The organism is Roseateles noduli (assembly GCF_050626985.1).
In the GTDB taxonomy this organism is placed as follows: Bacteria; Pseudomonadota; Gammaproteobacteria; order Burkholderiales; family Burkholderiaceae_C; genus Roseateles; species Roseateles noduli_A.
Genome location: NZ_CP192463.1, coordinates 1,551,109 through 1,575,419 on the forward strand (window position 1 = coordinate 1,551,109; position 24,311 = coordinate 1,575,419).

A 24,311-nucleotide genomic window follows, 5' to 3' on the forward strand; every position below is an offset into this window, starting at 1 on the left:
CGGTGGCAGAGTTGTTCTCCATGGCGGGCAGGGGCCCGCTGTTGATCGAGGAACAGACGATGCAGATGAATCCCTATGAGAGCGGCGCCGCCGAGCGCGCCGCGAGGTCCGATCCGGAGCTGATCGCCCGCGTGCAGGCCATTGAAACGGTCTTGCCGACGCTGGCCACGCGCGCTCAACTGGAGCAGCTCCGCGGAGAAATGAAGGAAGGCTTCGGAGCGGCTCGCGCGGATCTGAAGGAGGAGATCGGCACGCTGCGCGCCGAGATGAAGGAGGAGGTTGGCACACTGCGCGCCGAGATGAAGGAGGAGGTTGGCATGCTGCGCGCCGAGATGAAGGAGGAGGTTGGCACGCTGCGCGCCGAGATAAAAGGGGAGATCGGCACACTGCGCGCCGAGATAAAAGGGGAGATCGGCACACTGCGCGCCGAGATGAAGGAGGACATCGGCACGCTGCGAGCCGCGATGCATCAGGGATTTGGTGCCGTGAGCGAGACGATCGGTGCACTGCGCGCGGAAATGAAGGAGGCGCTCGGTGCAGGTCGAGCGGAGATGCAAAAGACGACCAGCGACCAACACCTTGAGACGCAAGGAATGATCTTCGGTTTGATCAAGTGGTCCGTCGGCTTCACGTTCGGTCTGATCGGACTGGCGGCCACGGTCTTCGCCGCCGTGTCTCCCTTCATCAAGTCGCACTAGCAACGGCGAGTGCCCATGAGCCGCTTCGCCTGGCGGGTCGGGAATCACCCCGACCTCCCCAACGCCTTGCCCAGATGCGCCACGAACTGCCTCACCCGCGCGGTGCCCTGGTACCGCTGCGGGTACACCGCATAGATGTCCGCATCCGGCGTCTCCCAGTCCGGCAAGACCTGGACCAGTCGCCCGCTCGCGAGGTAGCGCGTGATGTCCCATTCCGCGCGCATCAGGATCCCGTGTCCGTCGAGCGCCCAGTTCACCGCGATCTCGCCGTCGTTGGTCGTCAGCGCGCCGCGCGTCTTCACCGCCTCGGTGACCGTCTTGCGACCGCGTTTCGAAGACAGCCGCCACAGGCCATACGCTTCCTCGCCTTGCCGGATGCCGATGCAGTCGTGCCGCACCAGTTCCGCCGGTGTCTTCGGCGTGCCGTGCGCGCTCAGGTAAGCCGGTGAGGCGCACAGCAGGCGACGGTTCGCTGCGATGCGCCGCGCGATGACCCGCGCGTCCGGCGGCGGGCCGAAGCGGATGCAGACGTCGAAGGCGTCCTCGTTCAGCGGCGGCGGGTTGACCGACAGCTGCAGCTGGACCTGCAGCTTCGGATGCTGCCGGACGAAGCTCGAGATCAGCGGCGCGATGTGCGTCCGTCCGAAACCGAGGGTCGCGTTCACGCGCAGCAGGCCGCTGGCCGTGCCGCCGCTCGCGCTCATCACCTCCTGCAGGTCGTCGATCGACGCGAGGATCCGCCGTGCGTGCTCCAGATAGAGCTCGCCTTCCTGCGTCAGGCTCATCCGCCGCGTCGTCCGGCTCAGCAGCGCCGTGCCCAGCCGGCTCTCCATCTGTGTCAGGTGCTTGCTGACGGCCGCCGTCGTGATGCCGAGCTCGCGCGCCGCGGCGCTCAGGCTGCCGGCGCTGCACAGCGCGGAGAAGAAGCCCAGGTCGGCCGGCGCGATCGCCCCCGCACTGTTGCCGGTCTTCGTCACCGTCCTGGTCGCCGACCTGGTCGCCGTCGTGGTCGTTGCCTTAGCGGTTCCAGCGCCGGACGTGGTGTTTGAAGCCATGAAGACCTGCCGATTGTTGAATCCAGGTTGAAGACGGATTGACTTTAGCCGCGATCCGCAGGGCAGGGGGCTCCTAGAGTCGGGCCAGGCCTCACCCGAGATTTCCCGAGATTTCCCGAGATGTCCCGAGATGTCCCGAGATGTCCCGAGATGTCCCGCGATCTCTCGACCTCACCTGGAGACAACACCCCATGAAGACTTATCGCATCGCCACCATCCCCGGCGACGGCATCGGCAAGGAAGTGATCCCCGCGGGCCGCGAGGTCCTGGAGGCCCTCGCCGCGACCACCGACCGCTTCCGCTTCGAGTTCGAGGACTTCGGCTGGGGCGGCGACTGGTACCGCGCGCACGGCGAGATGATGCCGGCCGACGGCCTCGACGCGCTGCGCGACAAGGACGCTCTCCTGTTCGGCTCCGCCGGCGATCCCGACATCCCGGACCACATCACGCTGTGGGGCCTGCGGCTGAAGATCTGCCAGGGCTTCGACCAGTACGCCAACGTGCGTCCGACCCGCGTGCTGCCCGGCATCGACGCGCCGCTCAAGCGCTGCGGACCGAAGGACCTCGACTGGGTCATCGTGCGGGAGAACTCGGAAGGCGAATACGCCGGCGTCGGCGGCCGCGTCCACCAGGGTCATCCGATCGAGGCGGCCACCGACGTGTCCATCATGACCCGCACCGGCGTCGAGCGGATCATGCGCTACGCGTTCAAGCTGGCGCAGTCGCGGCCGCGCAAGCTGCTGACGGTGATCACCAAGAGCAACGCGCAGCGTCACGCGATGGTGATGTGGGACGAGATCGCCGCGCAGGTCGCGAAGGACTTCCCCGACGTCACCTGGGGCAAGGAGCTGGTCGACGCCGCGACCGCCCGCATGGTCAACAAGCCGGCGACGCTGGACACCATCGTCGCGACCAACCTGCACGCGGACATCCTCAGCGACCTGGCGGCCGCGCTCGCCGGCAGCCTGGGCATCGCGCCGACGGGCAACATCGATCCGGAGCGTCGTTATCCGTCGATGTTCGAGCCGATCCACGGCTCGGCCTTCGACATCATGGGCAAGGGCCTGGCGAATCCCGTCGGGACCTTCTGGTCCGCGGTGATGCTGCTGGAGCACCTGGGCGAGCAGGAGGCGGCGCAGCGCCTGATGCGCGCGATCGAGTCCGTGACGGCGAACCCGTCGCTGCACACCGGCGACCTCGGCGGCCAGGCGAAAACGACCGACGTCACCGCCGCCGTGATCGCCGCCCTGCGCCAGCCCCGCTGACGTTCCCACTGCCACCGCCGCTGGCCCTCACCCCTGAGCCTCTCCCGCAAGCGGGAGAGGGGGGCCGACCGGCACCGTTCTTACTCCCTCTCCCGCTTGCGGGAGAGCAACCGTGTCAAGCGCCTTCGGCGTTTCTCCAGGGTTGGCCGGTTTTGAGGATGGCGTTGAGGATGATCAGCAGCTTGCGCATGCATGCAGTCATCGCGACCTTGAAGGGCTTGCCCGCCAAGCGCAGGCGTTCGTACAACGCCTTGATGGGCCCGTTGCATCGTTTGGCCGTGAGCGCAGCCATGTACATCGCCGTGCGGACGTCTGCTCGTCCGCCCTGGATGTAGCGCTGGCCGCGCCGCTTGCCACTGTCGTCGGCAAACGGCGCCAGGCCCACCAGCGCCGCCACGCGCTTGCGGTCCAAGCTGCCCAACTCCGGCAGGCGTCCCAGCAGCATCGTGATCGTGACTCGGCCAATACCCGGCACGCTGTCCAGCAGCTCGTACTTGGGCTGGTAGATCGTCGAGTCCTTCAAGCGACCGTCCAGATCCTTGTCGATCTCCTTGATCCGCTTATCCAGCCACTCGATGTGCTGTCGCACGCTCGTGCGCGCCACGTGCTTGACCGTGGACAAGCGGTTCTTTTCCTGTGCGCGCATGGTCACCAACTGCGCTCGCCGATCCACCAGTTCGATGATTTCCTGCTGCGTCTCATCCGGCAGCGCGTACACCTGCGGACGCATGCGCTGAGCAAACTCGGCCAGCACCTTCGCGTCCAGCCGGTCCGTCTTGGCAAGGACGCCGGCGGCCCGGGCGAAGTCGCGCACCTTCTTGGGATTGACCACCGCCACGGCGATTCCCGCCGCGCACAGCTCACCCGCCAGCGCCGCCTCGAAGCCACCGGTGGCCTCCATCACCACCAGCGTGGGCCCCAGCTTCTTGAGCTGCGACACCAGCACTGCTCGTCCGGGCTCGTCGTTGTCCACCCTCGTGGCCAACGCACCGGACTTGTCGGCAGGCGGAGCGGGCACCTGAGCCACGTCCAACCAAGCCTTGCAAACGTCGATACCGATGAAGATCTCTTCGCTCATGACAGCGCCCTTCCTTGCGTTCGATACGGCCTCAATGGACCTCACAACCGTTCGGGCTGTCCGTCATGGCGAATGAGGTCGGCCACCACGACCCTCGCTCTCCCTCGGCATGGCGCCGAAGCGCCTACCCTGGGCTGGTCGGCCTGTGACGGCCTGGGCTACTTTGCTACATACAAGGGCGGGGGTGAGGGCTGCGGTCTCGCGCAGTACCACCCCTTGAATGGCCGTCAGAGCCATCGCCCTGGAGACAAACCATGAGTCAAGTTCCGACCTCCTTCCGCCGCCGGCAACTGATCGCCGCCGCGGCGATCGCCGCGACCATCGCAGCCCTCGGCTTCGCATCTCCCGTCTTCGCCCAACCCTGGCCCGCCAAGCCGATCACGCTGATCGTCCCGTTCCCGGCCGGCGGCACCACCGACGTGCTGGCGCGCGCGCTGGCGGAGAAGCTCCAGCAGAGCCTGGGCCAGCCGGTGATCGTCGAGAGCCGGCCCGGCGCCGGCGCGACGCTGGGCGCGGACTACGTCGCCAAGTCCAAACCCGACGGCTACACGCTGCTGATCGGCGCGGTCCATCACACGATCGCGAGCAGTGTCTACAAGAAGCTGCCCTACGACTTCCAGAAGGACTTCGTCCCCATCACCAGCATCGCGCTGGTCCCCAACGTGCTGGTCGTCAACGCCAGCCAGACCTCGGCGAAGACGGTGCAGGAACTGGTCGCGCAGCTCAAGGCCAAGCCCGGCGAATGGACCTACGGCTCCAACGGCAACGGCACCGCGCAGCACCTGATCGGCACGCAGTTCCAGAACCTGACCGGCACGACGATGCTGCACGTGCCCTACAAGGGCAGCGGCCCGCTGGCCACGGACCTGCTCGGCGGGCAGATCCAGATGTCCTTCGACACGGTGACGCCGGTGCTGCCGCACATCAAGGCCGGCAAGCTGCGCGCGCTGGCGGTGACGACGGCCCGGCGCTCCAGCGCGCTGCCCGACGTGCCCACGCTCGACGAGGCCGGCCTGAAGGGCTTCGACATCGGCACCTGGTTCGGCGTGCTGGCCCCGGCGGCCACGCCCAAGGACATCGTCGCGAAGCTGAACACCGAGATGGTCAAGGTGCTGCAGGCGCCCGAGTTCCGCAAGCGCATGGAGGAGATCGGCGCCGAAGTGACCGGCGGCACCAGCGAGCAACTGGCGTCGCAGATCCGCAATGAGACGGCCAAGTTCGCCAAGCTGATGAAGGAGGCGAACGTGCAGATTGAATGAGTGCGCCGGCGGCGTCGCTTCGACGGCCGAACGTTTTTGGCTGGTAGTCGACTGACACCGACCTCCATCCTCCGTTCTGCCATGTTCGATCCTTCGGAAGCCGACGCGCTTTTCGCGCGACTCCTCGCCGCCCTGTCACGGCGCACCGCCTCGCCGCTGGAGGCTCCGGACGGGGTGCTGGTGCTGCTGGACGGCACCGACATCGTCCAGCTCGTCGTCGAGCTGTCGATGGCCGGGGATCACGTGTTCCTCATCGCGCGGATCCTGCCCATCCCGCAGCAGGATGCCGGCGGGACGCTCGCGCTTCGCCTGTTGCGCCTCAATGCCGATCGGCCTGCGCTCGGGGGCGCGGTGATCGCGGTCGACGGCCTGCGGCGTCAGTTCGTGCTGATCCAGCAACTCCCGCTCGATCTGGAGCCGGAGGCGTTCGTCGACGGCGTCGAAGCCGTGCTCGACCTCGCCGCCGCGGTGCGGGCCGATGTCGCGGGCGATGTCAGGCCGCCTCGCGGCACCGCGGCGCTGTTCCTGCGGACCGGGAGAGCCGCATGAGAATCGATGCCAGACCTGTATCGCTGACGTTCGATCCTGTCGACCTTCCACCGGCGGCCGCCCCCGCGCCGACATCGGACCCACCGCGGTCGCGTCTGAGCGGCCTTCGCCAGGCGAAGGCGGAATCCGGGACGCGCGCCCGGCTCATGCGCAGCGATGCGTTCCGCCGCGCCACGCCCCCGCCCCGGCGCGTGGCCGCCGCGGCGACGCCGGACTCGGCGCGTGGCGGGCCGCTGTCATCGCTGCGCCCGCAGCCGCAGACGACGTCCGGGTTTTATGAGAAACGCGCCATGCCCACCGATCTCCCGTCGCTGGAGCGGCTGACCTGCAACGCGGCCCTGGCCCGATTCCCCTACGAGCGGGATGACGCGCAACTGCCGCCGGGGTGGTCGCCGTGCGAGGCATTGGCGGTGAAGCTCCGCACCGCGCTCGGCCTCCGGTCGTCCGGTGTCGAGCACGCCGATGGCACCCTCGTCGATCGCGGGACCGGACTGACCGCCGTCGTGCTGCAGCACCCGGAAACGCGCGAGGTGGTCCTGTCCTTCGGCGGCACGACGGCGGGCAAGAAGACGGGCGAGACGGTGCTCGAGCGATCCCGGCCAGGCCAGAACTTCGGCTCGACGATGGCGCAGTGGGGGGCCAATCTCAAGGCCGGAGCGGGCCATCTGCCCGAGAGCTATCGGCAGGCCGCCGATCTCCTGCTGGAGACGCAGAACCATCTGCAACAGCCATCGGAGCTCAAGGGCTTTGCCGTCCGGGTGGTGGGGCATTCCAAAGGCGCCAACGAAGCGATCTTCGCGAGCCTGAGGGCGCAGAACCCGGTGCCTGTCACGGCGTTCTGCCCGCCCCATCTGAGCGATGGCCTGGTCCATCGCCTGCCGCCCCGGAACCTGGCGCGTGCCACGGAACTGGTCGAGAGCTTCTCGCCGCGCGGGGACGTGGTCTCGGCGCTGCGCAGCCTGCTGCCGAACGTGCACGGCCTCGGTATCGGGCACCATTTCGACGGCATTCCGGGCAAGGGCACGATCCATGTGCACGACCGGTTCGACGAGCACGTGACGCACTACTGCGACGCAACGCGCACTTCCCGGAGTCACGGATGATCGTGCAATAACGTGTATTAACGTGCACAATCGCGTCTCGCTTCCAGGGACGCCATGTCGCTCGCCGATCTTCCCCACGCCCGTCGCCACGTCATCGCGGACCGGCTCTCCGCTGGCCACGCCGTGGTCGCGGCCGACCTGGCCGCCGAGTTCAACCTGTCCGAGGACGCCATCCGGCGCGACCTCCGTGCGCTGGCCGCGGACGGCCTGTGCCGGCGCGTCTACGGCGGCGCCGTGCCGATCGCGGCCAACGACCGGCCGCTCGCCGCGCGGATGAAGGAGGCCCCGGTCCGCAAGTCCGCGCTGGCGCGTGCCGGCGCGGCCACGGTCCAGCCGGGCGAGCTGGTGTTCCTCGACACCGGCAGCACCAACCTCGCGCTGGTCGATGTCCTGCCGGAGGACGCGGACCTCACCGTCGCCACCAACGCGGTCGACGTCGCCGCCGCCGTGCTGCGGCGTCAGGACTTGCGCCTGCTGATGATCGGCGGCGAGGTCGACCCGCACCTGGGCGGCTGCGTCGACGCGGCCGCGGTGGACAGCCTCTCGCGGCTGCGCATCGACCGCGGTTTCGTCGGTGTCTGCGCGCTGTCGATGAGTGACGGCATCCTCACGACCCATTTCCGCGAAGCCGCCTTCAAGCGCACCCTGATCGAGCGCAGCCGCCATGTCGTGGGACTCGTCACCAGCGACAAGCTGCAGGCGAGGGCCGCCCATCGCGTCGCCGCGCTGGAGGCGCTGCACACCATCGTCATCGAGCGCGACGTCGGCGCGAGCGTCATGAAGGCGCTGCGCAAGAGCGGGGCCGAGGTCCTCCCGGTGGACCCGGCGGGATGAGCGCCTTGGACGACGGCTGGTCCTTCCTGGAGCCCGCCACGGATCGGCCCGAGGCGCGCCTGGCCGTGCGACTGGCCTTCATCGTGGCCGGCGGCGGGATCACCTGCGTCGCGGCGCTGATGCCGAGCCTGACGCATCGGATCGGACTCGACCTGTGGGATCTGGCCATGGCCGCGCTCGCGCTGCTGGCGGGCGCGTTGATAGGCGCGAGGACCCTCACCCGGACGCGTGCCGGCGGGGGTGGCCGGACGCCCGAACAACGGCCGCCATGGCTGGGCGCGCGCCGTCTGGTGCTGATCGGCGGCCTGGGCTCCTCATCGATGTTGCCCGTGCTCGCGCTGGCGGGATCACCGGGGCTGCTGGCCGCGGCCCTGTTCGCCTTCGGCCTGTGCGCCGGCGCGCTGGAGGTCGCCATGCATGCCACGGCCGACGAGGTCGCGCGCTCGACCCTGCAGCGGGAGCGCCCCGGACTCCGGACGATCTACGGCGTCGCGGGCGTCGGCGGCGCGCTCGTGACGACGCTGCTGCTGGCCGTCGGTTTCGAGCCGCCGCTGGCGGCCGCGCTGGTCGCCGCGCCGATGGCGATCGCCACCGTGGTGGCCTGGCCCTATGTGCTGGAGGCGCCGGCGCGGCGGCGCTGAGCACGGGATTCGAGGGCCTGGCGGCGGTGCATGGCGGCGGTGTTTAGCGAGACGCCCTAAACACTTGGGAAACTCGCGGGACTTTGTTGACCCCTGAAAAGGGCACTTCAAGAATCGTCCCCACCCATGAGCAGCACCACCATCCGCGATATCGCCAAGGCGTCCGGCCTGTCCATCGGCACCGTGTCGCGCGGCTTGCGCAACCAGTCCGGGCTGTCGGAAGAGACCCGCCAGATCGTCCGCGACACCGCCGTGCGCCTGGGCTACGACTTCGCGCAGCTGCGCAAGAACAGGATCCGGCGCATCGGCTTCCTGCTGCACAGCCAGCACAACACGCTGGCGTCGAGCCCGTTCTTCTCCGCCGTGCTGCACGGCGCCGAGCAGGTCTGCCGGCGCGAGGGCCTCTCGCTGTCCTTCATCGTCGCCGGCCCCGGCCAGCCCGTCCTGGAACAGACACGCGGCCATCAGCTCGACGCCTTCCTGTGCGTCGGCTACTTCGAGCCCGAGGTCCTCGACACCCTCAAGCGCAGCGGCAAGCCGACGGTGCTCGTGGACATGCACCGGCGCGGGATGACCTCGGTCAATCCGGACCACCAGCACGGCAGCTTCCTCGCGACCAGCCACCTGCTGCGCAGCGGGCGGCGGACGATCGCGCTGATCTCGGGATCGCCGGCGCACTACAGCCTGGAGCAGCGCGCCCGCGGCTACCGGCGCGCGCTGTTCGAGGCGCAGGTGCAGGCCGACCCGGACCTGGAGGTCATCGCGCCGCAGCTGGGCGACGGCGAGGCCGGCGTGATCGAGGCGATGCGCGTGCTGCTCGACCGCCGCAAGCGGCCCGACGCGGTCGTCTGCTTCAACGACAGCGCGGCGCTGATCGCCATGCGGCAGTGCCTCAACCAGGGCCTGCGCATCCCCGAGGACATCGCCGTGGTCGGCTTCGACGACATCGGCGGCGCCTCCGTCGCCCATCCGCCGCTCAGCACGGTGCGTGTCGACAAGGAGTCGCTCGGCGCCAAGGGCGTGGAGCTGCTGCTGGGCACGCCGGCGGACGAGCCTCTTGAACTGACCCTGCCCGTGGCGCTGGTCGTGCGCGACAGCACCAGCAGCAACGACTGACCCCGAGCGCCTCTCTGCGGCATCTTCCCGGCACCTCCTCGAACACCGACCGTCCCGACGCCACGACCCACCGCATGACCGACACGACCTCTCACGCGACCAGCGACCTGCCCGATTTCCGTTCCCGCGACGTGCTGCTGGCCCACGCGCGGCACACGATGGACTTCTACCACCCGCGCGGCATCGACCCGAGCGGCGGCTTCTTCCACTTCTTCAAGGACGACGGCACCGTCTACGACGCGCATCAGCGGCATCTGGTGAGCAGCACGCGCTTCGTGTTCACCTACGCGATGGCCTACCGGCGTTTCGGGGATGCGGCCTACCTGGACGGCGTGCGTCATGGCGTGCGTTTCCTGCGCGAGGCGCATTTCGACGACGCGCTGCGCGGCTACGCCTGGCTGCTCGACTGGCGCGACGGCAAGGCCCGGGTGCTCGACGCGACGCGCCACGCCTACGGCCTGGCCTTCGTGCTGCTGGCCTACGCGCATGCGGCCATGGCCGGGGTGGACGAGGCCCGGCCGTGGATCGCCGAGACCTTCGCGCTGATGGAGGAACACTTCTGGGACGAGGCCGCCGGCCTCTACGCCGACGAGGCCAGCCCGCAGTGGCACGTGCTGTCGCCGTACCGCGGCCAGAACGCCAACATGCATGCCTGCGAGGCGCTGCTGGCCGCCTTCGATGCGACGGGCGAACGACGCTACCTCGCGCGCGCCGCGCTGCTGGCGCAGCACATCACGCGCCGCCAGGCCGAGCGCTGCGGCGGTCTGGTCTGGGAACACTACGACGCGCACTGGCAGCCGGACTGGCTGTACAACCGCGACGATCCGGCCAATCTCTTCCGTCCGTGGGGCTACCAGCCGGGCCACTTCACCGAGTGGACCAAGCTGCTGCTGCAGCTCGAGGCGCGTGGCGAGTCCCTCGACCAGGACCTGGGCTGGGTGCTGCCGACGGCGACGAAGCTGTTCCTGGTGGCGGTGCGGCGCGGCTGGGACGCCGAGCACGGCGGGCTGTGCTATTCGCTGGCGCCGGACCTGAGCATCTGCGACGCCGACAAGTACTTCTGGGTGCAGGCCGAGAGCGCCGCCGCCGCGGCCCGCCTGGCCGCGCGCACCGGCGACAACGTCTATTGGGACTGGTACCGGCGGCTGTGGGCCTACAGCTGGACGCACTTCGTCGATCACACGCACGGCGCGTGGTACCGCCTCCTCGACGGCGAGAACCGGAAGTACAGCGACGAGAAGAGCCCGGCGGGCAAGGTCGATTACCACACGATGGGCGCGTGCTACGACATCGTCGACGTGCTGGACGGCGTCGGCACGCGGGGTGTGGATCAGGGAGCGCGCCATGCATGACGCGGTGGCCCGATCGGGCCCGGGCCCGATGTCCGACCCAATGTCCGACCCAATGTCTGGCGCGATGTCCGACGCGATGTCCGACGCCCCCGAGCTCCTGTGCCTCGGCGAGGCGCTGACCGACCTGCTGCAGCAGGCGCCCGATCAATGGATCAGCCGCGTCGGCGGCTCGACCTGGAACGTGGCGCGCGCGCTGGCGTCGCTGGGTGCGCGCACGGCCTTCGCCGGCGCGGTGAGCCGCGATCTGTTCGGCGATGAACTGGTGCGGGCCAGCGCGGCCGTCGGCCTGGACACACGGCTGATGCAGCAGGTCGACCGCGCGCCGCTGCTGGCGATCGTCGAGCAGGGCGAGCCGCCGCGCTACTTCTTCGTCGGCGGCGACAGCGCCGACCTGCACTTCGATCCCGACGCGCTGCCGGCGGGCTGGGACGGCGCTGCGCGGCGAGCGCACTTCGGCGGCATCAGCCTGGCGCGCGAGCCGCTGGCCTCGCGGCTCGTCGCGCTGGCCGAGCGCCTGAAGGGGCAGGGCGTGTCCATCAGCTACGACCCCAACTTCCGCAACCTGATGGCGCACGGCTACGAGCCGACGCTGCGCCGCATGTGCGCGCTGGCCGATGTGATCAAGGTGTCCGACGACGACCTGCGCGGCCTGTTCCCCGAACTCGCGCTCGATGACGCGATGTTGCGGCTGCGCGCGTTCAATCCGGAGGCGCTGTTCCTGCTGACGCGCGGCGGCGGCGTGGCCTACCTGTCGCGCGGCGATGCGGCCTGCATGGCACGAGCGCCCGCGGTCACCGTGGCCGACACCGTCGGCGCGGGCGACGCCGCGGTCGCGGGGCTCCTGCACAGCCTGCACCGACATCCTCAGCGCGCGCTGCGCGCGCATCTGCATGCGGCGCTCGCCGCCGGGTCCGCCGCCTGCCTGCAGCGCGGCGCCACGCCGCCAGAAGCGGGCACTGTCCATCGCCTGTTCGAGCAACTGCAAGCGGAAGGGGTGACCTGACCTTCCGTTCCCGCCGATCAACCCCATCGATCGACCCGCCGATCGACCCATCGATCGACCCGCCGATCGGTCCCGACGATCAACGACAACCACTCCGTTCCCGGAGACAAGAGGAGACAACGATGAAGACATCGATCAAGAAGACAGCGACGACGACCACGGCCATCACGACGACCACGACCACCACGACGAGCGCGCCGTGGACGCGCCGCGCCCTGCTGGCCGCCGCCGCGATGGCGACGATGGCGGTCGCGGCCGGACCGGCGCGCGCCGGCGATCTCGAAGTCCTGCACTGGTGGACCAGCGGCGGCGAGGCCAAGGCCATCTCCGGCCTCAAGGACCAGCTGCAGGCCAAGGGCCACAAGTGGAAGGACTTCGCCGTGGCCGGCGGCGCCGGCGACGCGGCGATGACGGTGCTGAAGTCCCGCGCCATCTCGGGCAACGCGCCCACGGCCGCGCAGATCAAGGGACCGCTGCTGCAGGACTGGGCCGCCGAGGGCATGCTCGCCAACATCGACGACGTCGCCAAGGCCGAACACTGGGACGACCTGCTGCTGCCCGTGATCAGCAACATCGTCAAGTACAAGGGCCACTACATCGCGGTGCCGGTCAACGTGCACCGGGTCAACTGGCTCTGGATCAACCCCGAGGTGATGCGCAAGGCCGGCGTCAAGCCGCCGACGACCTGGGACGAGTTCTTCGTCGCCGCCGACACGCTGAAGAAGGCCGGCGTCACGCCGCTGGCGCACGGCGGCCAGTCCTGGCAGGACTTCACCACCTTCGAGACCGTGGTGCTGGGCACCGGCGGACCGGAGTTCTACCGCAAGGCGCTGATCCAGCTCGACCCCGCCAGCCTGAAGAGCCCGACGATGGAGAAGTCGCTGACGACCTTCCGCCGGCTGAAAGCCTATACCGACCGCAACGCGCCAGGCCGCGACTGGAACCTCGCCACCGCGATGGTCATGAAGGGCGAGGCCGCCATGCAGATCATGGGCGACTGGGCCAAGGGCGAATTCCTGGCGGCCGGCAAGACCGCGGGCAAGGACTTCCTGTGCGTGCCCGCGCCCGGCACGGCCAAGTCCTACACCTTCAACGTCGACTCGTTCGCGATGTTCAAGGTCAAGGGCGACGCCAACCAGCAGGCACAGCGCGACATGGCCTCGGCCATCCTGTCGCCGGCAGTGCAGGAATCCTTCAACCTCGAGAAAGGCTCGATCCCGGTGCGCAAGGGCGTGAGCCTCGCCAAGTACGACGACTGCGCCAAGGCGTCCGCCGCGGACTTCGCCGAAGCAGGCAAGGCCAATACGCTGCTGCCCTCCATCGCCCATGGCATGGCAGTCCGGCCAGCGGCGGAAGGCGCCATCAAGGACGTGGTCAGCCAGTTCTGGAACAGCGAGTCCGTCACGACGGCGCAGGCAATGGATCGGTTGGTGTCGGCGGCGAAGACGCAGTGAGGCGGTGGGAGGGAGAGCCCGCGACTCCGGAGGGGCGAGCGCGGGCACTCCACGGGGCATGGGGCACCCCTCCAGGGACCCCAAGCCCCATTCCGGCCCCACCGGCGTTCGCTGACCTCGGGCCTGGGGCGTGCGGGGTTCTTGCGTGAGGCTTCGGGGGCGAGGCGTTCGCTTCGCTTTCGAGGCGGCCTCCTGGGGATGGTGGTCGAGACTTGGTCCTCCATCCTCCGGAGGCTCCATGGACGAGGTGCTCATCGATACGGTTCGGCCGCACGACCGCGCGGACGTGGACCGCTGGCTGTGGGACGGCTATCGGCGCATCGACACGATGCCCGATTCGCCGCAACGCCGTCGCGCGCACATGACCCATGTGCTGGACTGCCAGCATCGCGTGCTCGCCTTGATGCCCACGGACGACGCGGCCACGCCGACCGACGAGCGCGCCCGTCAACTCGCGTTGATGTCCTACGGCACCGAGCGCTGGCTGGCGCTGCTCGCGCAGGTGCGGCTGCGTCATCGCGACCGCGTCGCGCGGCGCGAGTACGCGGCCGAGCACGCCGGCGATCCGCCGTTCCGCGATGCCGACCACGGTGTCGTGCATGTTGCCGAGGTGCTCGATCGCGCGGACGCGTTCGCCGACGTCGAGCCCTACACCGATGCGCGCATCGGTCGGCGCGCTCGTGCCGCGCACGCGCTGCGCTTGCTGGTGCCGCGTCGCATCGAGACCGCGGACCTGCGGTCGCCGCAGGAGGCCGGGCTCATCGGCCAGCGCGGGCTTTTCGCGCGTCACGACATCCCGGCCGGCACCTGTCTCGGCGTCTACGGCGGCCAGCTGCTCGACGAGGTCGATCTGTTCCTGCTCGACGACGATCGCTATCTGATGTCGGCCTCCGATCCCGTCGGCCGTGTGGCCGTGAACGGCGAGAACCTGCTCTCGCTGATGAACACGCTGTTCCTCTTCGACGCCGAGGGTCGGCCCGACGGTCATCCGCCCGCCGGCTACAACGTGCGCGGCGAGTCCTTCCCCGTGCGCCTGCGCCATGGCTGGACCGCGCGCATCCATGCGTTCCGCGCGTCGGAAGACATTCCCGCGGGCCGTGAGTTGCGTTGGAACTACGACCTTGGAGGTAGTCGCTGACATGACCAAAGTTGCACCACCTGTGCGCACGCGGTCACGCGGATGCCCCATGAACACGCGCATCGCGGCCGTTCTGCGGGCTGGCGCTCTGACATCCTGCTGACAGCTGTGCGGGAATCCGCACGTCTTTCGGGGCTTCGATCGTCATGCCGCCGAGGTGCGCGCGACAGTCAACGCTGTCAAGGCCTGACCCCCTTCGGGAACGTCCCGAGTTCCCTGGACGTTGTCATGACGCACCCTTAAACTCGCGCCCACTTTCGTGATCGCTTCCTCGCCCGACGCGAGGACATCGGGGATGCGATGGCGTACGGCGTGCAGGGTCCTGCCGCCGGTGACAGCCATGAAGGGCAAGCTGAAGTGACGAGTCGTTTTCGCTTCGAAGGGTTCGTGCTTGACATGGCCTCGCGCGTCCTCCTGTCGGAGGGCGTGCCCGTGCCGCTCAGCGGCCGGCAGCTGGATCTGCTCGGCGTGCTGGTCGCGCATCGCGGCGAGGTGGTCTCCAAGAACGAACTGTTGAATCGGGTCTGGCCCGGACAGGCCGTGGAAGAGAACAACGCGGCCGTCCACGTGTCGGCGTTGCGCCGCGCGCTGGGCCGCGAAGCCATCGCCACGGTGGCCGGGCAGGGCTATCGATTCGCATGGCCGTTGCGGCAGGACGAGGACACGTCCCACGAGTCGACCGACCGGCCGGTCGGTCCCCCATCGCCCGTCGTCCGTCCGCGGGCCTTGCCATCGGCGCCGGTGGCGATGCATGGCCGTGGCGCCGATCTGCAGGCGCTGTTGAGCCGGTTGGTGCGGCATCGCCTGGTGACCGTGGTCGGGGCGCCCGGTGTCGGCAAGTCGACGCTGGCGCTGGCCTGCGCGCATGAACGCCGCCAGGCGGCCCGCGACGGCGCCGTGTGGGTGGATCTGCTGCACGGCGACGATCCTTCCGACCCGTTGCCGATCGTGGCGGCGGCGCTCGGGCTGGACCCGGGCACCGATCTGCAGACGCTGCTGGCGCTGCTGCGGCCGATGTCGCTGCTGCTGGTGCTCGACAACGCCGAGATCGCCGGCGCGCGCGCGGCGACCTTCTGCCACGCGGTGCTCGAGAACACCGAGGACGTGGCGCTGATGGTGACCAGCCGCAAGGTGCTGCGCGTGCCGGGCGAGCGTGTGCTGCGCACGCCGCCGCTGTCGGTGCCGCCGCCCGGCGCGGGCGTGGACGAATCGCTGATGCACGGCAGCGTCGCCTTGTTCGTCGATCAGGTGCGGGCGCAGGGGCAGCCGTTCGCGCTCGGCGCGCACAACGTGGCCCAGGTGACGGCGTTGTGCCGTCGGCTGGACGGCATTCCGCTGGCCTTGCAGCTGGCGGCCGGCCGGCTCGCGATGTTCGGCATCGATCAACTCTGCGAGCGGCTCAGCGACCGGTACCGGCTGCTGACGCGCGGCACGCAGGCGGGGCCGCGTCGCCATCAGTCGTTGCGCGCCTGCATGGACGCCAGCCTTGCGCTGCTGGATGACGTCGAGCAGCTCGTGCTGCGGCGGCTGGAGCCGTTCGAGGGCGGCTTCACGCTGGAGATGGCGACGGCCGCGCTGTCGGACCGGCAGCTCGATGCGTGGACGGTGGCGGAGGCGCTCGAGGGGCTCGTGGACCATTCGCTGGTCCAGGTCGACGCGGAGGATCGGCCGCGGTACCGGCTCTTCGACGGCATCCGCGCCTACGGGCTGCTGCTGCTGGAGGAGACCGGCGAGGTCGACATCGCGCGCCGCCAGCATGCGCGCGCGATGAGCCAGCTGTTCGACCGCGCGGAGCGGGCGCTGCAGATGATGCCGGACGCGCGCTGGATCGCGGAGTTCTCGCCCGAGCTCGGCAATGTGCGCGCCGCGCTCGACTGGTGCCTGGAACATGAGCCGGTGCGGGGGCTCGGTCTGCTGGCGCATTCGCGCTCGTTGTTCGAGTTGCTGTCGCTGGCGTCGGAGACGGCGTGGCGGCATGCCGCCTACGAGGCCGAGTTGCCGAAGGAGCTGCCGCCGGCGGTGTTGGCGCGTTATTGCATCGACCACGCGGGCCTGCTCGCGCCGCACGATCCGAAGCGCGCGGCGATCTGGTACCGGCGCGGCGTGACGGTGTCGCGCACGGCGGACGATCCCGCGCTGCGCTATCTGGCCTTGTGCCGGCAGGTCGTGGAGGACCAGGAACTGAGCCAGGCCGCGATGCGTTACGCGATGGGCGAGCTCGTCGCGCTGGCCGGTCGCTGCGAGGGCGCGCATGCGGCGCGCCTGAAGCTGTGGGGTCTCGCGGCGCGGGCGCATGTCTGGCGCGTCGAAGGTCAGGCGGCCGAGGCCGACGAGGCGATGTGCGCGTCGCTGCAGCTGGCGCAGGAGATCGGCGCGTCGCGATGGGTGCTGGACGACCTGCAGCGGCTCATGAGCCTGCAGGTCGGGCATGGCGAGCCGTTGCGCTCCGCGGCGCTGGTGCGCCAGTGGGAGGACGGCGCCAGCCGCGCGAGCGGCGTCAACACGGCCAACGGCGCGTTCCTGCAGCGTGTGCAGGGCTGCCTGGCGGCCGTGCTGCTGGCCGAAGGGCGCACCGAGGAGGCGCGCCACGTGCTGACCGGCATCGTCTCGCCGAAGACGCCGCGCGGAGCGATCGGCGAGGTCTACCGCGACAGTCGGATCGAGGGGACGAACCTCGGTCCTGGCCACGGTCATGGGCACGGTCCGGGCCAGGCCGAGCAGGCAGGCGAGCTTCATGGCGACAGCCAGAGCGAGGCGTTCGACCGTCTGCTGCCGGTGTTCGCGTGGCTGGCGTTCGAGGAAGGGCGCGATCAGGACGCGGCGCGACTGACGGGCTATGCGGGCCAGGCCTATTCCCCGATCCGCGCGGACCCCTTGCCGCCGTGGGGCCGCCTGATGCAACGGATGCGGACGCGGCTGGACGGCTTCTCGATGGCGCGGCTGCAGGAGGAGGGCAATCGCTGGGACGAACCGCGCGCGATGGCCGCCGCGCTGGCGCGGACGGCGGGCGTCGCGACTTCCTGCGGTGACTGAGGGAACCGAGGCGATCGAAGCGATCGAAGCGATCGAAGCGATCGAAGCGATCGAAGCAACTGGAGCGATCGAAGCGACTCAAGCGACTCAAACGACTCAAACGACTCAAACGACTTCGGCGACCGGAGAGACGAAGACCGAAGCTCAGGCGACTGAAGCGCGGGCGCTCAGGCACTGAGGGCGAAGCGGCTCGCGTCCGCGCGAAGTGGTCGCGCGGGGACCATGCCCGCACCGGCCCGGGCGTCACGGTTGGGTCATGCGGGCTGTCGAGAGTGGCAGCTGCTCATTGCAGGACCGCTCCCATGACGATCACCACGCCGCCTGCCGGCTTGCCCGCATCGACGACCCACACCGGCGACATCCCGCTCGACCGCCTCGATCGCGCGCCGACCCCCACGACGCCGGCATCGCCCGGATCGCCGGCGTCGCCCCGAGGAGGGGCCCTGCCGCCCCGTCGGATGTCGTCCGAGCTCGGCGGTCTGAGCGCACGTCGCAACCCCGACGCCGGCCCGTCCCGCAGTGGGGATGCCTCGCTCGCGCCGCGCCTGTCGCTGGAGCAACTGCGCCGTCCGGTCCGCCCGCCCGGTGACCCCACACCCCCGTCGCCGGTGGCGCTGACGCGCACGTCGTCCGCGACGTCCACGACGTCCACCGCATCGGGCACCTTGCGGACGGGCGGTGTCGGCCTTGACGCCCAGCATCCCGTGCACGAAGCGCCCGTACACGAAGCGCCCGTACACGAAGCACCCGTGCGCGAAGTGCCCGTGCATGAAACGCCTGTGCACGAAGCGCCTGTGCACGAAGCACCCGTGCGCGAAGTGCCCGTGCATGAGGCGCCTGTGCACGAAGCGTCCGTGCACGAAGTGCCCGTACATGAAGCGCCGGTGCACGCAGTGCCCGCGCATGAAGCGCCGGTGCATGAGGCGCCGGTGCACGAAGTGCCGGAGCCTCCCCAAGCGCCTGCGCATGCGGCACCTGATGGCCATGGCCACGCGCCGCGCGAGGCCGGCGCGCTGTCGTTCTTCCTCATGCAGAACGTGCGTCATGCGCTGCCAGTGGCGGGCGTGCGCACGGTGGTGCAGGGCGTCATCGCACCCGAACTCGCGCGGGCGGTGGTGTCGCACCCGACCGCAGCAGTGGCGGCGCAGACCGCCCTGACGGCCTACTCGCTGGGTCGCCGCATCGTGTCGCAGATCCACAGCGAAAGCAGCGCGCAGGTCGCCGACCGGGCCTTCGCCGGGGACTCGGCGCAGCGCAACGGCAGCGTGCCGCGTCGCATCTGGCAGGGGATCCAGTCCGCCGGGATCGCTGGCGGCGACTTCGCCGCGCTGGCGCTGACGATCGCCTCGCGCAGCAATCCCGCGCTGGCGGGCGCGGCGCAGGCGGCGGCCGCCATCCAGGTCATCGCGCATCTGCAGGCGCAATTCCGCGAGGCGATGCGTCCCGCGATCAACACGGTGCATGTCGGCAACGGCGACCCCAACGTCACGCAGCCGCCCGAGGGTCGGAACCTGCGTCCCGCCGATGTGACCTGGACGATGCGAGGCACCTTCGGCGCCGCCGCGGCGGTCATCGACATGGGCACGCAGCTGCTGATGCAGCGCACGCTCGGCGGACAGCCGGCCTGGCAGGCCGCGCGCGGCCTGGCCATCGGCGCGGGGGCCATCGCGGGCGTGGGCAACATGCTGACCTCGTCGGTCGAGGACCATCTGGTCGATACCGCGTCCGCGCTTCGCATGCGTGAGACGACCCGGCACGGCCGGGGCGGCGAGACGCATGTGCGCCACATCCATATCGATCTACGCAATCCGTTCACCCGCAATGAACTCGGTCGGCAGGCCGAACGCGCCGACACGCGCATCTTCAACACGATGGTGCCGGGCCTGATCGCGCTGGGCGTGGTGCAAGCCCTGCAGTCGACACTGAGCCAGCCCGGCGTCAGCGCCAACGAGCGTCAGGCCGCGCAGGCCGGGGTGCATGCGGCGGTCGCGGGGCTGATTGGCGGCGCGCTGCTCGCGCTGACCGTCGCGTCGTATCAGCTCAACGACACGGTGCGCAGCCGCAATGCCGCGCAGCGGGCCGCGGCGCAACGCGCGCAGCCTTGATCGCCCGCTTGCGGGAGAGCATGAGGTCTCGTTGACTGCCGAGTCCGCTGGCCCTCACCCCAACCCTCTCCCGCAAGCGGGAGAGGGAGTAAAGGGCGCGCGCCGGCATGGCTCCCTTTCCCGCTTGCGGGAGAGGGCAGGGGTGAGGGCCAGCGGCCGCGGCAGGACTGCAGCCGGTCTTCCTCTCACACGTCGAGGCGGTACCCGACGCCGTACACCGTCTGGATGCGCGGCACCGGCGTTCCGTCCAGCGTGCGCGACCGCGACCGCGGCCCGCCGGGATTCAGCTTGAGCCGCAGCTTGTAGACGTGCTGCTCCAGCGTGCGCTTGCCGATGTCGCTGGAGCGGCCCCAGATCTCGGTCGACAGCGTGTGCGTGCTGACCACGCGGCCGAGGTTCTCGAACAGCGTCCAGGCCAGCGCGAACTCGCGCGCCGTCAGGCTCACCTCGCGCGCGCCGGTGGACAGGCTCTGCGTCGACGCATGCAGCGCATACGGGCCGGCGCGCAGCGAGCTCGCGCGCACGCCGTCCGTGCGGGTCTGGATGCGGGCGCGCAGCCGATGGATCAGCGGGCCTGCGCCGTCGGAGATGACGGCGTAGTCATCCGCGCCGCGCTGCAGCGCGCGCGAGATGCCCACCGAATCGCCCAGCCCGAGCACGACGATGGGCACGCTGCGTCCCGCGTGCAGCCGCAACGCGGCCAGCCAGCCGTCGATGTGGGTGTCGTGGTCTTCCAGCAGCACCGCATCGGCGCCAGGCGTTCGCAGCGCCGAGATCAACGGGCTCAGGTGGGTGTGGGGGTTGGGGTCGTAGCCGGCCTCGCGCAGCGCAGCGGCGGCGAAGTGTTCCAGCGAGCGGGAAGGACAGAGGGTGGCGACTTTCACGTGGACCTTGAAAACCGGATGACCACCGCACTGTCGCCAACGCCGGCGTTTCATGTCCTTTACGGAACATTCATTTTCATTTATGCCCCCTCGTTCAGGGGGTGAAAGCGGTTTCAGGCACGCCAACCAACGTGGTGATCCGGCGCACGTAATCCTCGGTCTCGGGGAAGGGTGGCACGCGCTGGCCGAAGCGTTCGACCGCGCCTTCGCCGGCGTTGTAGGCGGCCAGGATCAGGTCGACGCGGCCGTCGTAGCGGTCATGCAGCGCGCGCAGATGCCGCACGCCGATGTCCACGTTCACGCGCGGATCGAGCAGGTCGGCGCGCGAGTACACGCCATACCGCGCGGCGGTCGCCGGCATCAGCTGCATCAGCCCCATCGCGCCCTTGGGCGAGCGGGCATCGGCGCGATAACGCGACTCGACGAAGATCAACGCCGACACCAGCGCGGGGTTGAGGCGATGACGATCGCTGGCGGCGCGCACCAGCGATGCCATCTCCGCGGGCATCGGCCGTGCGGCGTCGCGCAGGAAGGACGCCATGTCCGTCGACGCGGCGCCAGACCCTGGGAATCCTTGAGGCCCTTGAATCAGCCGGGCGGAAAAACCGACCCATGGCGGGCTGTCGTCCGAGGCGCCTGGGCGCAGCGGTGCCACGGCGACGCGCACGAGCGTGCAATCGTCGGCGAGGCCGGGATGGCGCTCGCGCGGATCCTCGATGAACAGGCGCGTGCTGCCGTCGATGAGCGTGCAGCGGAAGCGGGTCACCTGCTCGACGGGTCGATCGTTCGCGGCGCTGAAGCTGGCGGCGCTGGCCACGCTGGTCGCGCCGATGCCTTGCGCCATCGTGTCCGCCGCGTGCATGACGACGGTCATCACGGCGACGTGGCGGAAGAAGGAAACGAACGAACGGTCGTTCATGCGGCGCTCCAGCGATGACCTGCGAAGGCCGCGACGCTAAGTGTTGCATCGGTGGACGCCACCGTGCGATGCGAAGCGTGCGACGGCGGGACGAACCCACTCTTCCGAGGTAGTGCCAGGTCTTGTCCCAGGCCCTCGCTCCGATCCATCGAGGTCCTCGTTCAGATCCACCGAGGTCCTCGTTCAGATCTGCCGAAGTCCTCGGTCGCAAATCCGTTGCAGTAAGACGTCGATGGGGGACGGCAGGTCGCGGGGTTTTGGCGCTTGCCGCCAAGGCCCCGCGACCTGGCGGCCAACGCCACTGCTTTTGCAGTCGGCATGAGCCGTCCCCCCCTTCGCATCCCACACACCGCCTTCGCATGGTCTCGTTGCTGCCGGCCGCCTGGTCCCTATGTTCCGTCCCATCGCATCAACGGAGTTCGCCATGACCACACCGATCGCCGCCAACGTCCCGACCACGCCGGCTGCTGCGGCGGCGCCCACGGAGACGGCGCAGCTCGAATCGCTGATGGCGCAGCGAATGATGATGAGCATGCAGCAGGGTCAGCAGGCGATGAGCAAGTCCATGACCAAGGTGTCGGACCAGATCAAGGCGTCCATGCAGGACGACGAGTAAGCCGACGAGTCAGCGTCCCGCACTGTGAACCTCATGCCCCGACGTCTTCGTTCCTCCAGCCGCTCGATGCGGATCGGCCGCCTGCCGGTGGCGCTGATGCTGTGCGCTGCGGCGCCGCTCAGTTGGTCCGCGCGTGTCGGCGAGTCGGCGCAGCCGACATCGTCATCGTCATCGACATCGACGCCAAGGTCGGGCGCCAGCGCCGCTGCCGGATCGGGCGCCAGTCCGATCGCGGTGCCGCTCGCCGCGCCGCCAGTGAAGACCTTGACGCAGGCGCAGACGACCGCGCCCGCCACGACGACCACGCCGACAACGACCACGCCGACAACGACGACAACGACGACGGCACCAACCGGCGCGCCGACCGCGAAGTCCGTCCGGTCGGACCGCGTGGCCACGAAGAACGTCTCGCGCCAATGGCGCAGCCCGCGCTTCATCTACAAGGCCGAAGGCAAGCGCGTGAACGAGGTGCTGCTCGACTTCGCCGCGAGCCAGGGCCTGCCGGCCGTGCTCGCCGACGGCATCGACGGCATGGTGCAGGCCAACTTTGACACCACGCCGGACAAGTTCCTCGACTCGATGAACCGGGCCTACGGCGTCATCTGGTACCACGACGGCACCGCGCTGTACTTCTACCCGGCGGGCGCCGTGCAGAGCCGGCTCTTCCGGCTCAAGGGCTTCCGCCGCGAGCAGGTCAGCGACCTGCTGGATTCGCTGCAACTCGGCGACGCGCGTTTCCCCCTGCGCTTCAACGCGGCCGAAAGCACGCTGCTGGTCTACGGCCCGCCGCGCCATGTGGAGCTGATCGCCGCGGCGATCGAGTCGCTCGATGTTGGCGCGATGGAGCGCAACCGCAAGGCGGTGCGCGTGGTGCCGCTGCGTTTCGCCTCCGCCGGTGATCGCACCTTCGGCCAGACGCGCATCCGCGGCGTGGCCTCCGTGCTCACCTCGCTCTACAGCGGCACCACCAGCGGCGCGCAGGGCGACGAGGACACGCCGACGTCGGCAGGCGAGATCCACCCGGGCAAGCTGACCGCGCTGCAGGGCGTGATGGGACGCGACACGCGGCTGGCCGACATCATGGCGCGCAAGCCCAACCAGGTCACCGCGGGACAGTCGGCCAAGTCCGGCGCCGGCGCGGCCTCGCAAGGCAGCAGCCGCGGATTGCAGAGTCCCGTCGACGACGACACGCCGCCGATTTTCCAGGCCGACGAAGGCACCAACACCGTCATCATCCACGGTCGGCCGCAGCGCATGGACGAGTATGTCGAGCTGATCCGCCGCCTGGACGTGCAGCCGGTGCTGGTCGAGCTCGAGGCCACCATCATCGACGTCAGCAGCGACAGCATCGACTCGCTGGGCATCGACTGGAGCGTGCGCGGCGGCAAGGGCAGCTTCGGCGTCACCCAGCCGCCGGGCAGCAACAGCGCCGGCACCTTCACGCTGAGCACGCTGTGGTCCAACGCCGGCCGCGAGCTGATGGCGCGCATCGACGCCCTCAGCGCCCGCGGCAAGGCCCGCGTCATCGCCAAGCCCAAGGTGCTCGGCGTGGCCAACCGGCCCGCGGTCATGCGCGAGAAGCGCGTCGTCACCGTCAAGGTCGCCGGCAACCTCGAGGCCAACCTCTTCCAGGTCGAGGCCGGCACGCTGCTGCAGGTCACGCCGCAGATCACCTCCGTGCCCGACAACGGCGGCGTGTCGCGCCGCATCAAGCTCTCGCTCTACATCGAGGACGGCAGCTTCGAGGACCAGCGCGTCGACAGCGTCCCCATCGTCAAGCGCACCGAGATCATGACCGAGGCCCATGTGGGCGAGGGCGAGAGCCTGCTCATCGGCGGCATCACCACGACCAGCCAGGCCTCGCAGCGCGACGAGGTGCCAGTGCTCGGCCGCGTGCCGCTGCTCGGCGGCCTGTTCCGCCACACCAGCGAGAGCGCCGGACAGACCGAGCGGCTGTTCCTGATCTCGCCGCGGATCATCCGCGAGCCGACCTTCCCGTCGGGCCCCTACGGCGCCGCGACCGCCGGCGCGGTGGCGATGACGGCGGACGGTCGTGCGCCGCAATCCCCGTCGTCATCGGGTCTGTCGCAGCCCGCGGCGACCCCGTCATCGAACTTGCCAGCGTCGAATCCGGCGCCGAACCAGACGACTCGTGCGCCGTCCGCGACGCCTGAATCCTTCCTGCAGGGCGGCGGCGGCTGAGCCCGCG

Annotated in this window: 21 protein-coding genes; 17 read left to right on the forward strand and 4 right to left on the reverse strand. The window is 69.7% G+C overall.

Annotated elements, in window-relative coordinates; translation table 11 throughout:
• The first annotated feature begins 2 nt into the window (after positions 1-2).
• On the forward strand, positions 3-698 hold the full coding sequence (locus ACQ4L4_RS06890; RefSeq protein WP_431103491.1) for a hypothetical protein: 696 nt from the start codon (positions 3-5) through the stop codon (positions 696-698).
• Between the two features lie 44 nt (positions 699-742).
• On the opposite strand, the gene ACQ4L4_RS06895 is transcribed toward ACQ4L4_RS06890, so the two are convergent.
• Positions 743-1,675 carry a LysR substrate-binding domain-containing protein gene (locus tag ACQ4L4_RS06895; RefSeq protein WP_431103492.1) on the reverse strand — a complete coding sequence of 311 codons (933 nt, stop codon included), beginning with the start codon at positions 1,673-1,675 and terminating at the stop codon, positions 743-745.
• 269 nt (positions 1,676-1,944) lie between these two features.
• On the opposite strand from ACQ4L4_RS06895, the gene ACQ4L4_RS06900 reads away from it, so the two are divergent.
• Positions 1,945-3,018 carry a tartrate dehydrogenase gene (locus ACQ4L4_RS06900; protein ID WP_431103493.1) on the forward strand — a complete coding sequence of 358 codons (1,074 nt, stop codon included), beginning with the start codon at positions 1,945-1,947 and terminating at the stop codon, positions 3,016-3,018.
• 115 nt (positions 3,019-3,133) lie between these two features.
• Here the strand turns inward: ACQ4L4_RS06900 and ACQ4L4_RS06905 are convergent, their stop codons facing one another.
• A complete protein-coding gene (locus tag ACQ4L4_RS06905; protein ID WP_431102186.1) occupies positions 3,134-4,096 on the reverse strand; it encodes an IS110 family transposase in 963 nt (320 codons plus the stop codon).
• A gap of 254 nt (positions 4,097-4,350) precedes the next feature.
• Between ACQ4L4_RS06905 and ACQ4L4_RS06910 the strand changes: the two genes are divergently transcribed.
• The 13 genes from ACQ4L4_RS06910 (at position 4,351) to ACQ4L4_RS06970 (ending at position 19,683) form a co-directional block, all read left to right on the forward strand.
• Entirely contained in the window at positions 4,351-5,355 is a 1,005-nt protein-coding gene (locus tag ACQ4L4_RS06910) for a Bug family tripartite tricarboxylate transporter substrate binding protein (protein WP_431103494.1), read from the forward strand.
• A gap of 81 nt (positions 5,356-5,436) precedes the next feature.
• Positions 5,437-5,904, forward strand: coding sequence for a type III secretion system chaperone (locus ACQ4L4_RS06915; protein ID WP_431103495.1), 468 nt, complete (start codon positions 5,437-5,439; stop codon positions 5,902-5,904).
• A complete protein-coding gene (locus ACQ4L4_RS06920) occupies positions 5,901-7,007 on the forward strand; it encodes a hypothetical protein (RefSeq protein ID WP_431103496.1) in 1,107 nt (368 codons plus the stop codon). Before ACQ4L4_RS06915 ends, ACQ4L4_RS06920 begins: the two co-directional genes overlap by 4 nt.
• 54 nt (positions 7,008-7,061) lie before the next feature.
• On the forward strand, positions 7,062-7,841 hold the full coding sequence (locus tag ACQ4L4_RS06925; protein WP_431103497.1) for a DeoR/GlpR family DNA-binding transcription regulator: 780 nt from the start codon (positions 7,062-7,064) through the stop codon (positions 7,839-7,841).
• Complete coding sequence (locus tag ACQ4L4_RS06930) at positions 7,838-8,482, forward strand: hypothetical protein (protein WP_431103498.1); 645 nt, start codon at positions 7,838-7,840, stop codon at positions 8,480-8,482. Before ACQ4L4_RS06925 ends, ACQ4L4_RS06930 begins: the two co-directional genes overlap by 4 nt.
• Before the next feature lie 126 nt (positions 8,483-8,608).
• Positions 8,609-9,598, forward strand: coding sequence for a LacI family DNA-binding transcriptional regulator (locus ACQ4L4_RS06935; protein WP_431103499.1), 990 nt, complete (start codon positions 8,609-8,611; stop codon positions 9,596-9,598).
• 74 nt (positions 9,599-9,672) lie between these two features.
• A complete protein-coding gene (locus ACQ4L4_RS06940) occupies positions 9,673-10,950 on the forward strand; it encodes an AGE family epimerase/isomerase (protein ID WP_431103500.1) in 1,278 nt (425 codons plus the stop codon).
• A gap of 76 nt (positions 10,951-11,026) precedes the next feature.
• Positions 11,027-11,953: a carbohydrate kinase family protein gene (locus ACQ4L4_RS06945; RefSeq protein ID WP_431103501.1), complete on the forward strand. Its 927-nt coding sequence runs from the start codon at positions 11,027-11,029 to the stop codon at positions 11,951-11,953.
• A 233-nt stretch (positions 11,954-12,186) separates the two neighbouring features.
• Positions 12,187-13,407 (forward strand): ABC transporter substrate-binding protein, encoded by a 1,221-nt coding sequence (locus tag ACQ4L4_RS06950; protein ID WP_431104895.1) that lies wholly within the window; start codon positions 12,187-12,189, stop codon positions 13,405-13,407.
• A gap of 238 nt (positions 13,408-13,645) precedes the next feature.
• Entirely contained in the window at positions 13,646-14,545 is a 900-nt protein-coding gene (locus tag ACQ4L4_RS06955) for a hypothetical protein (RefSeq protein ID WP_431103502.1), read from the forward strand.
• 396 nt (positions 14,546-14,941) lie between these two features.
• Positions 14,942-17,578 carry an ATP-binding protein gene (locus ACQ4L4_RS06960; protein WP_431103503.1) on the forward strand — a complete coding sequence of 879 codons (2,637 nt, stop codon included), beginning with the start codon at positions 14,942-14,944 and terminating at the stop codon, positions 17,576-17,578.
• On the forward strand, positions 17,571-17,756 hold the full coding sequence (locus ACQ4L4_RS06965; protein WP_431103504.1) for a hypothetical protein: 186 nt from the start codon (positions 17,571-17,573) through the stop codon (positions 17,754-17,756). Before ACQ4L4_RS06960 ends, ACQ4L4_RS06965 begins: the two co-directional genes overlap by 8 nt.
• A 124-nt stretch (positions 17,757-17,880) precedes the next feature.
• Positions 17,881-19,683 (forward strand): hypothetical protein, encoded by a 1,803-nt coding sequence (locus ACQ4L4_RS06970; RefSeq protein ID WP_431103505.1) that lies wholly within the window; start codon positions 17,881-17,883, stop codon positions 19,681-19,683.
• A 185-nt stretch (positions 19,684-19,868) separates the two neighbouring features.
• Here the strand turns inward: ACQ4L4_RS06970 and ACQ4L4_RS06975 are convergent, their stop codons facing one another.
• Together ACQ4L4_RS06975 and ACQ4L4_RS06980 are read right to left on the reverse strand one after the other, a co-directional pair.
• Complete coding sequence (locus ACQ4L4_RS06975; protein WP_431103506.1) at positions 19,869-20,567, reverse strand: winged helix-turn-helix domain-containing protein; 699 nt, start codon at positions 20,565-20,567, stop codon at positions 19,869-19,871.
• 94 nt (positions 20,568-20,661) lie between these two features.
• Positions 20,662-21,486 (reverse strand): lytic transglycosylase domain-containing protein, encoded by an 825-nt coding sequence (locus tag ACQ4L4_RS06980; RefSeq protein WP_431103507.1) that lies wholly within the window; start codon positions 21,484-21,486, stop codon positions 20,662-20,664.
• Positions 21,487-21,910: 424 nt separating this feature from the next.
• Between ACQ4L4_RS06980 and ACQ4L4_RS06985 the strand changes: the two genes are divergently transcribed.
• Complete coding sequence (locus tag ACQ4L4_RS06985) at positions 21,911-22,102, forward strand: hypothetical protein (protein ID WP_377155152.1); 192 nt, start codon at positions 21,911-21,913, stop codon at positions 22,100-22,102.
• Between the two features lie 33 nt (positions 22,103-22,135).
• Positions 22,136-24,304, forward strand: a complete 2,169-nt coding sequence (gene sctC, locus ACQ4L4_RS06990; RefSeq protein WP_431103508.1) for a type III secretion system outer membrane ring subunit SctC — start codon at positions 22,136-22,138, stop codon at positions 24,302-24,304.
• The last annotated feature ends 7 nt before the right edge of the window (positions 24,305-24,311 follow it).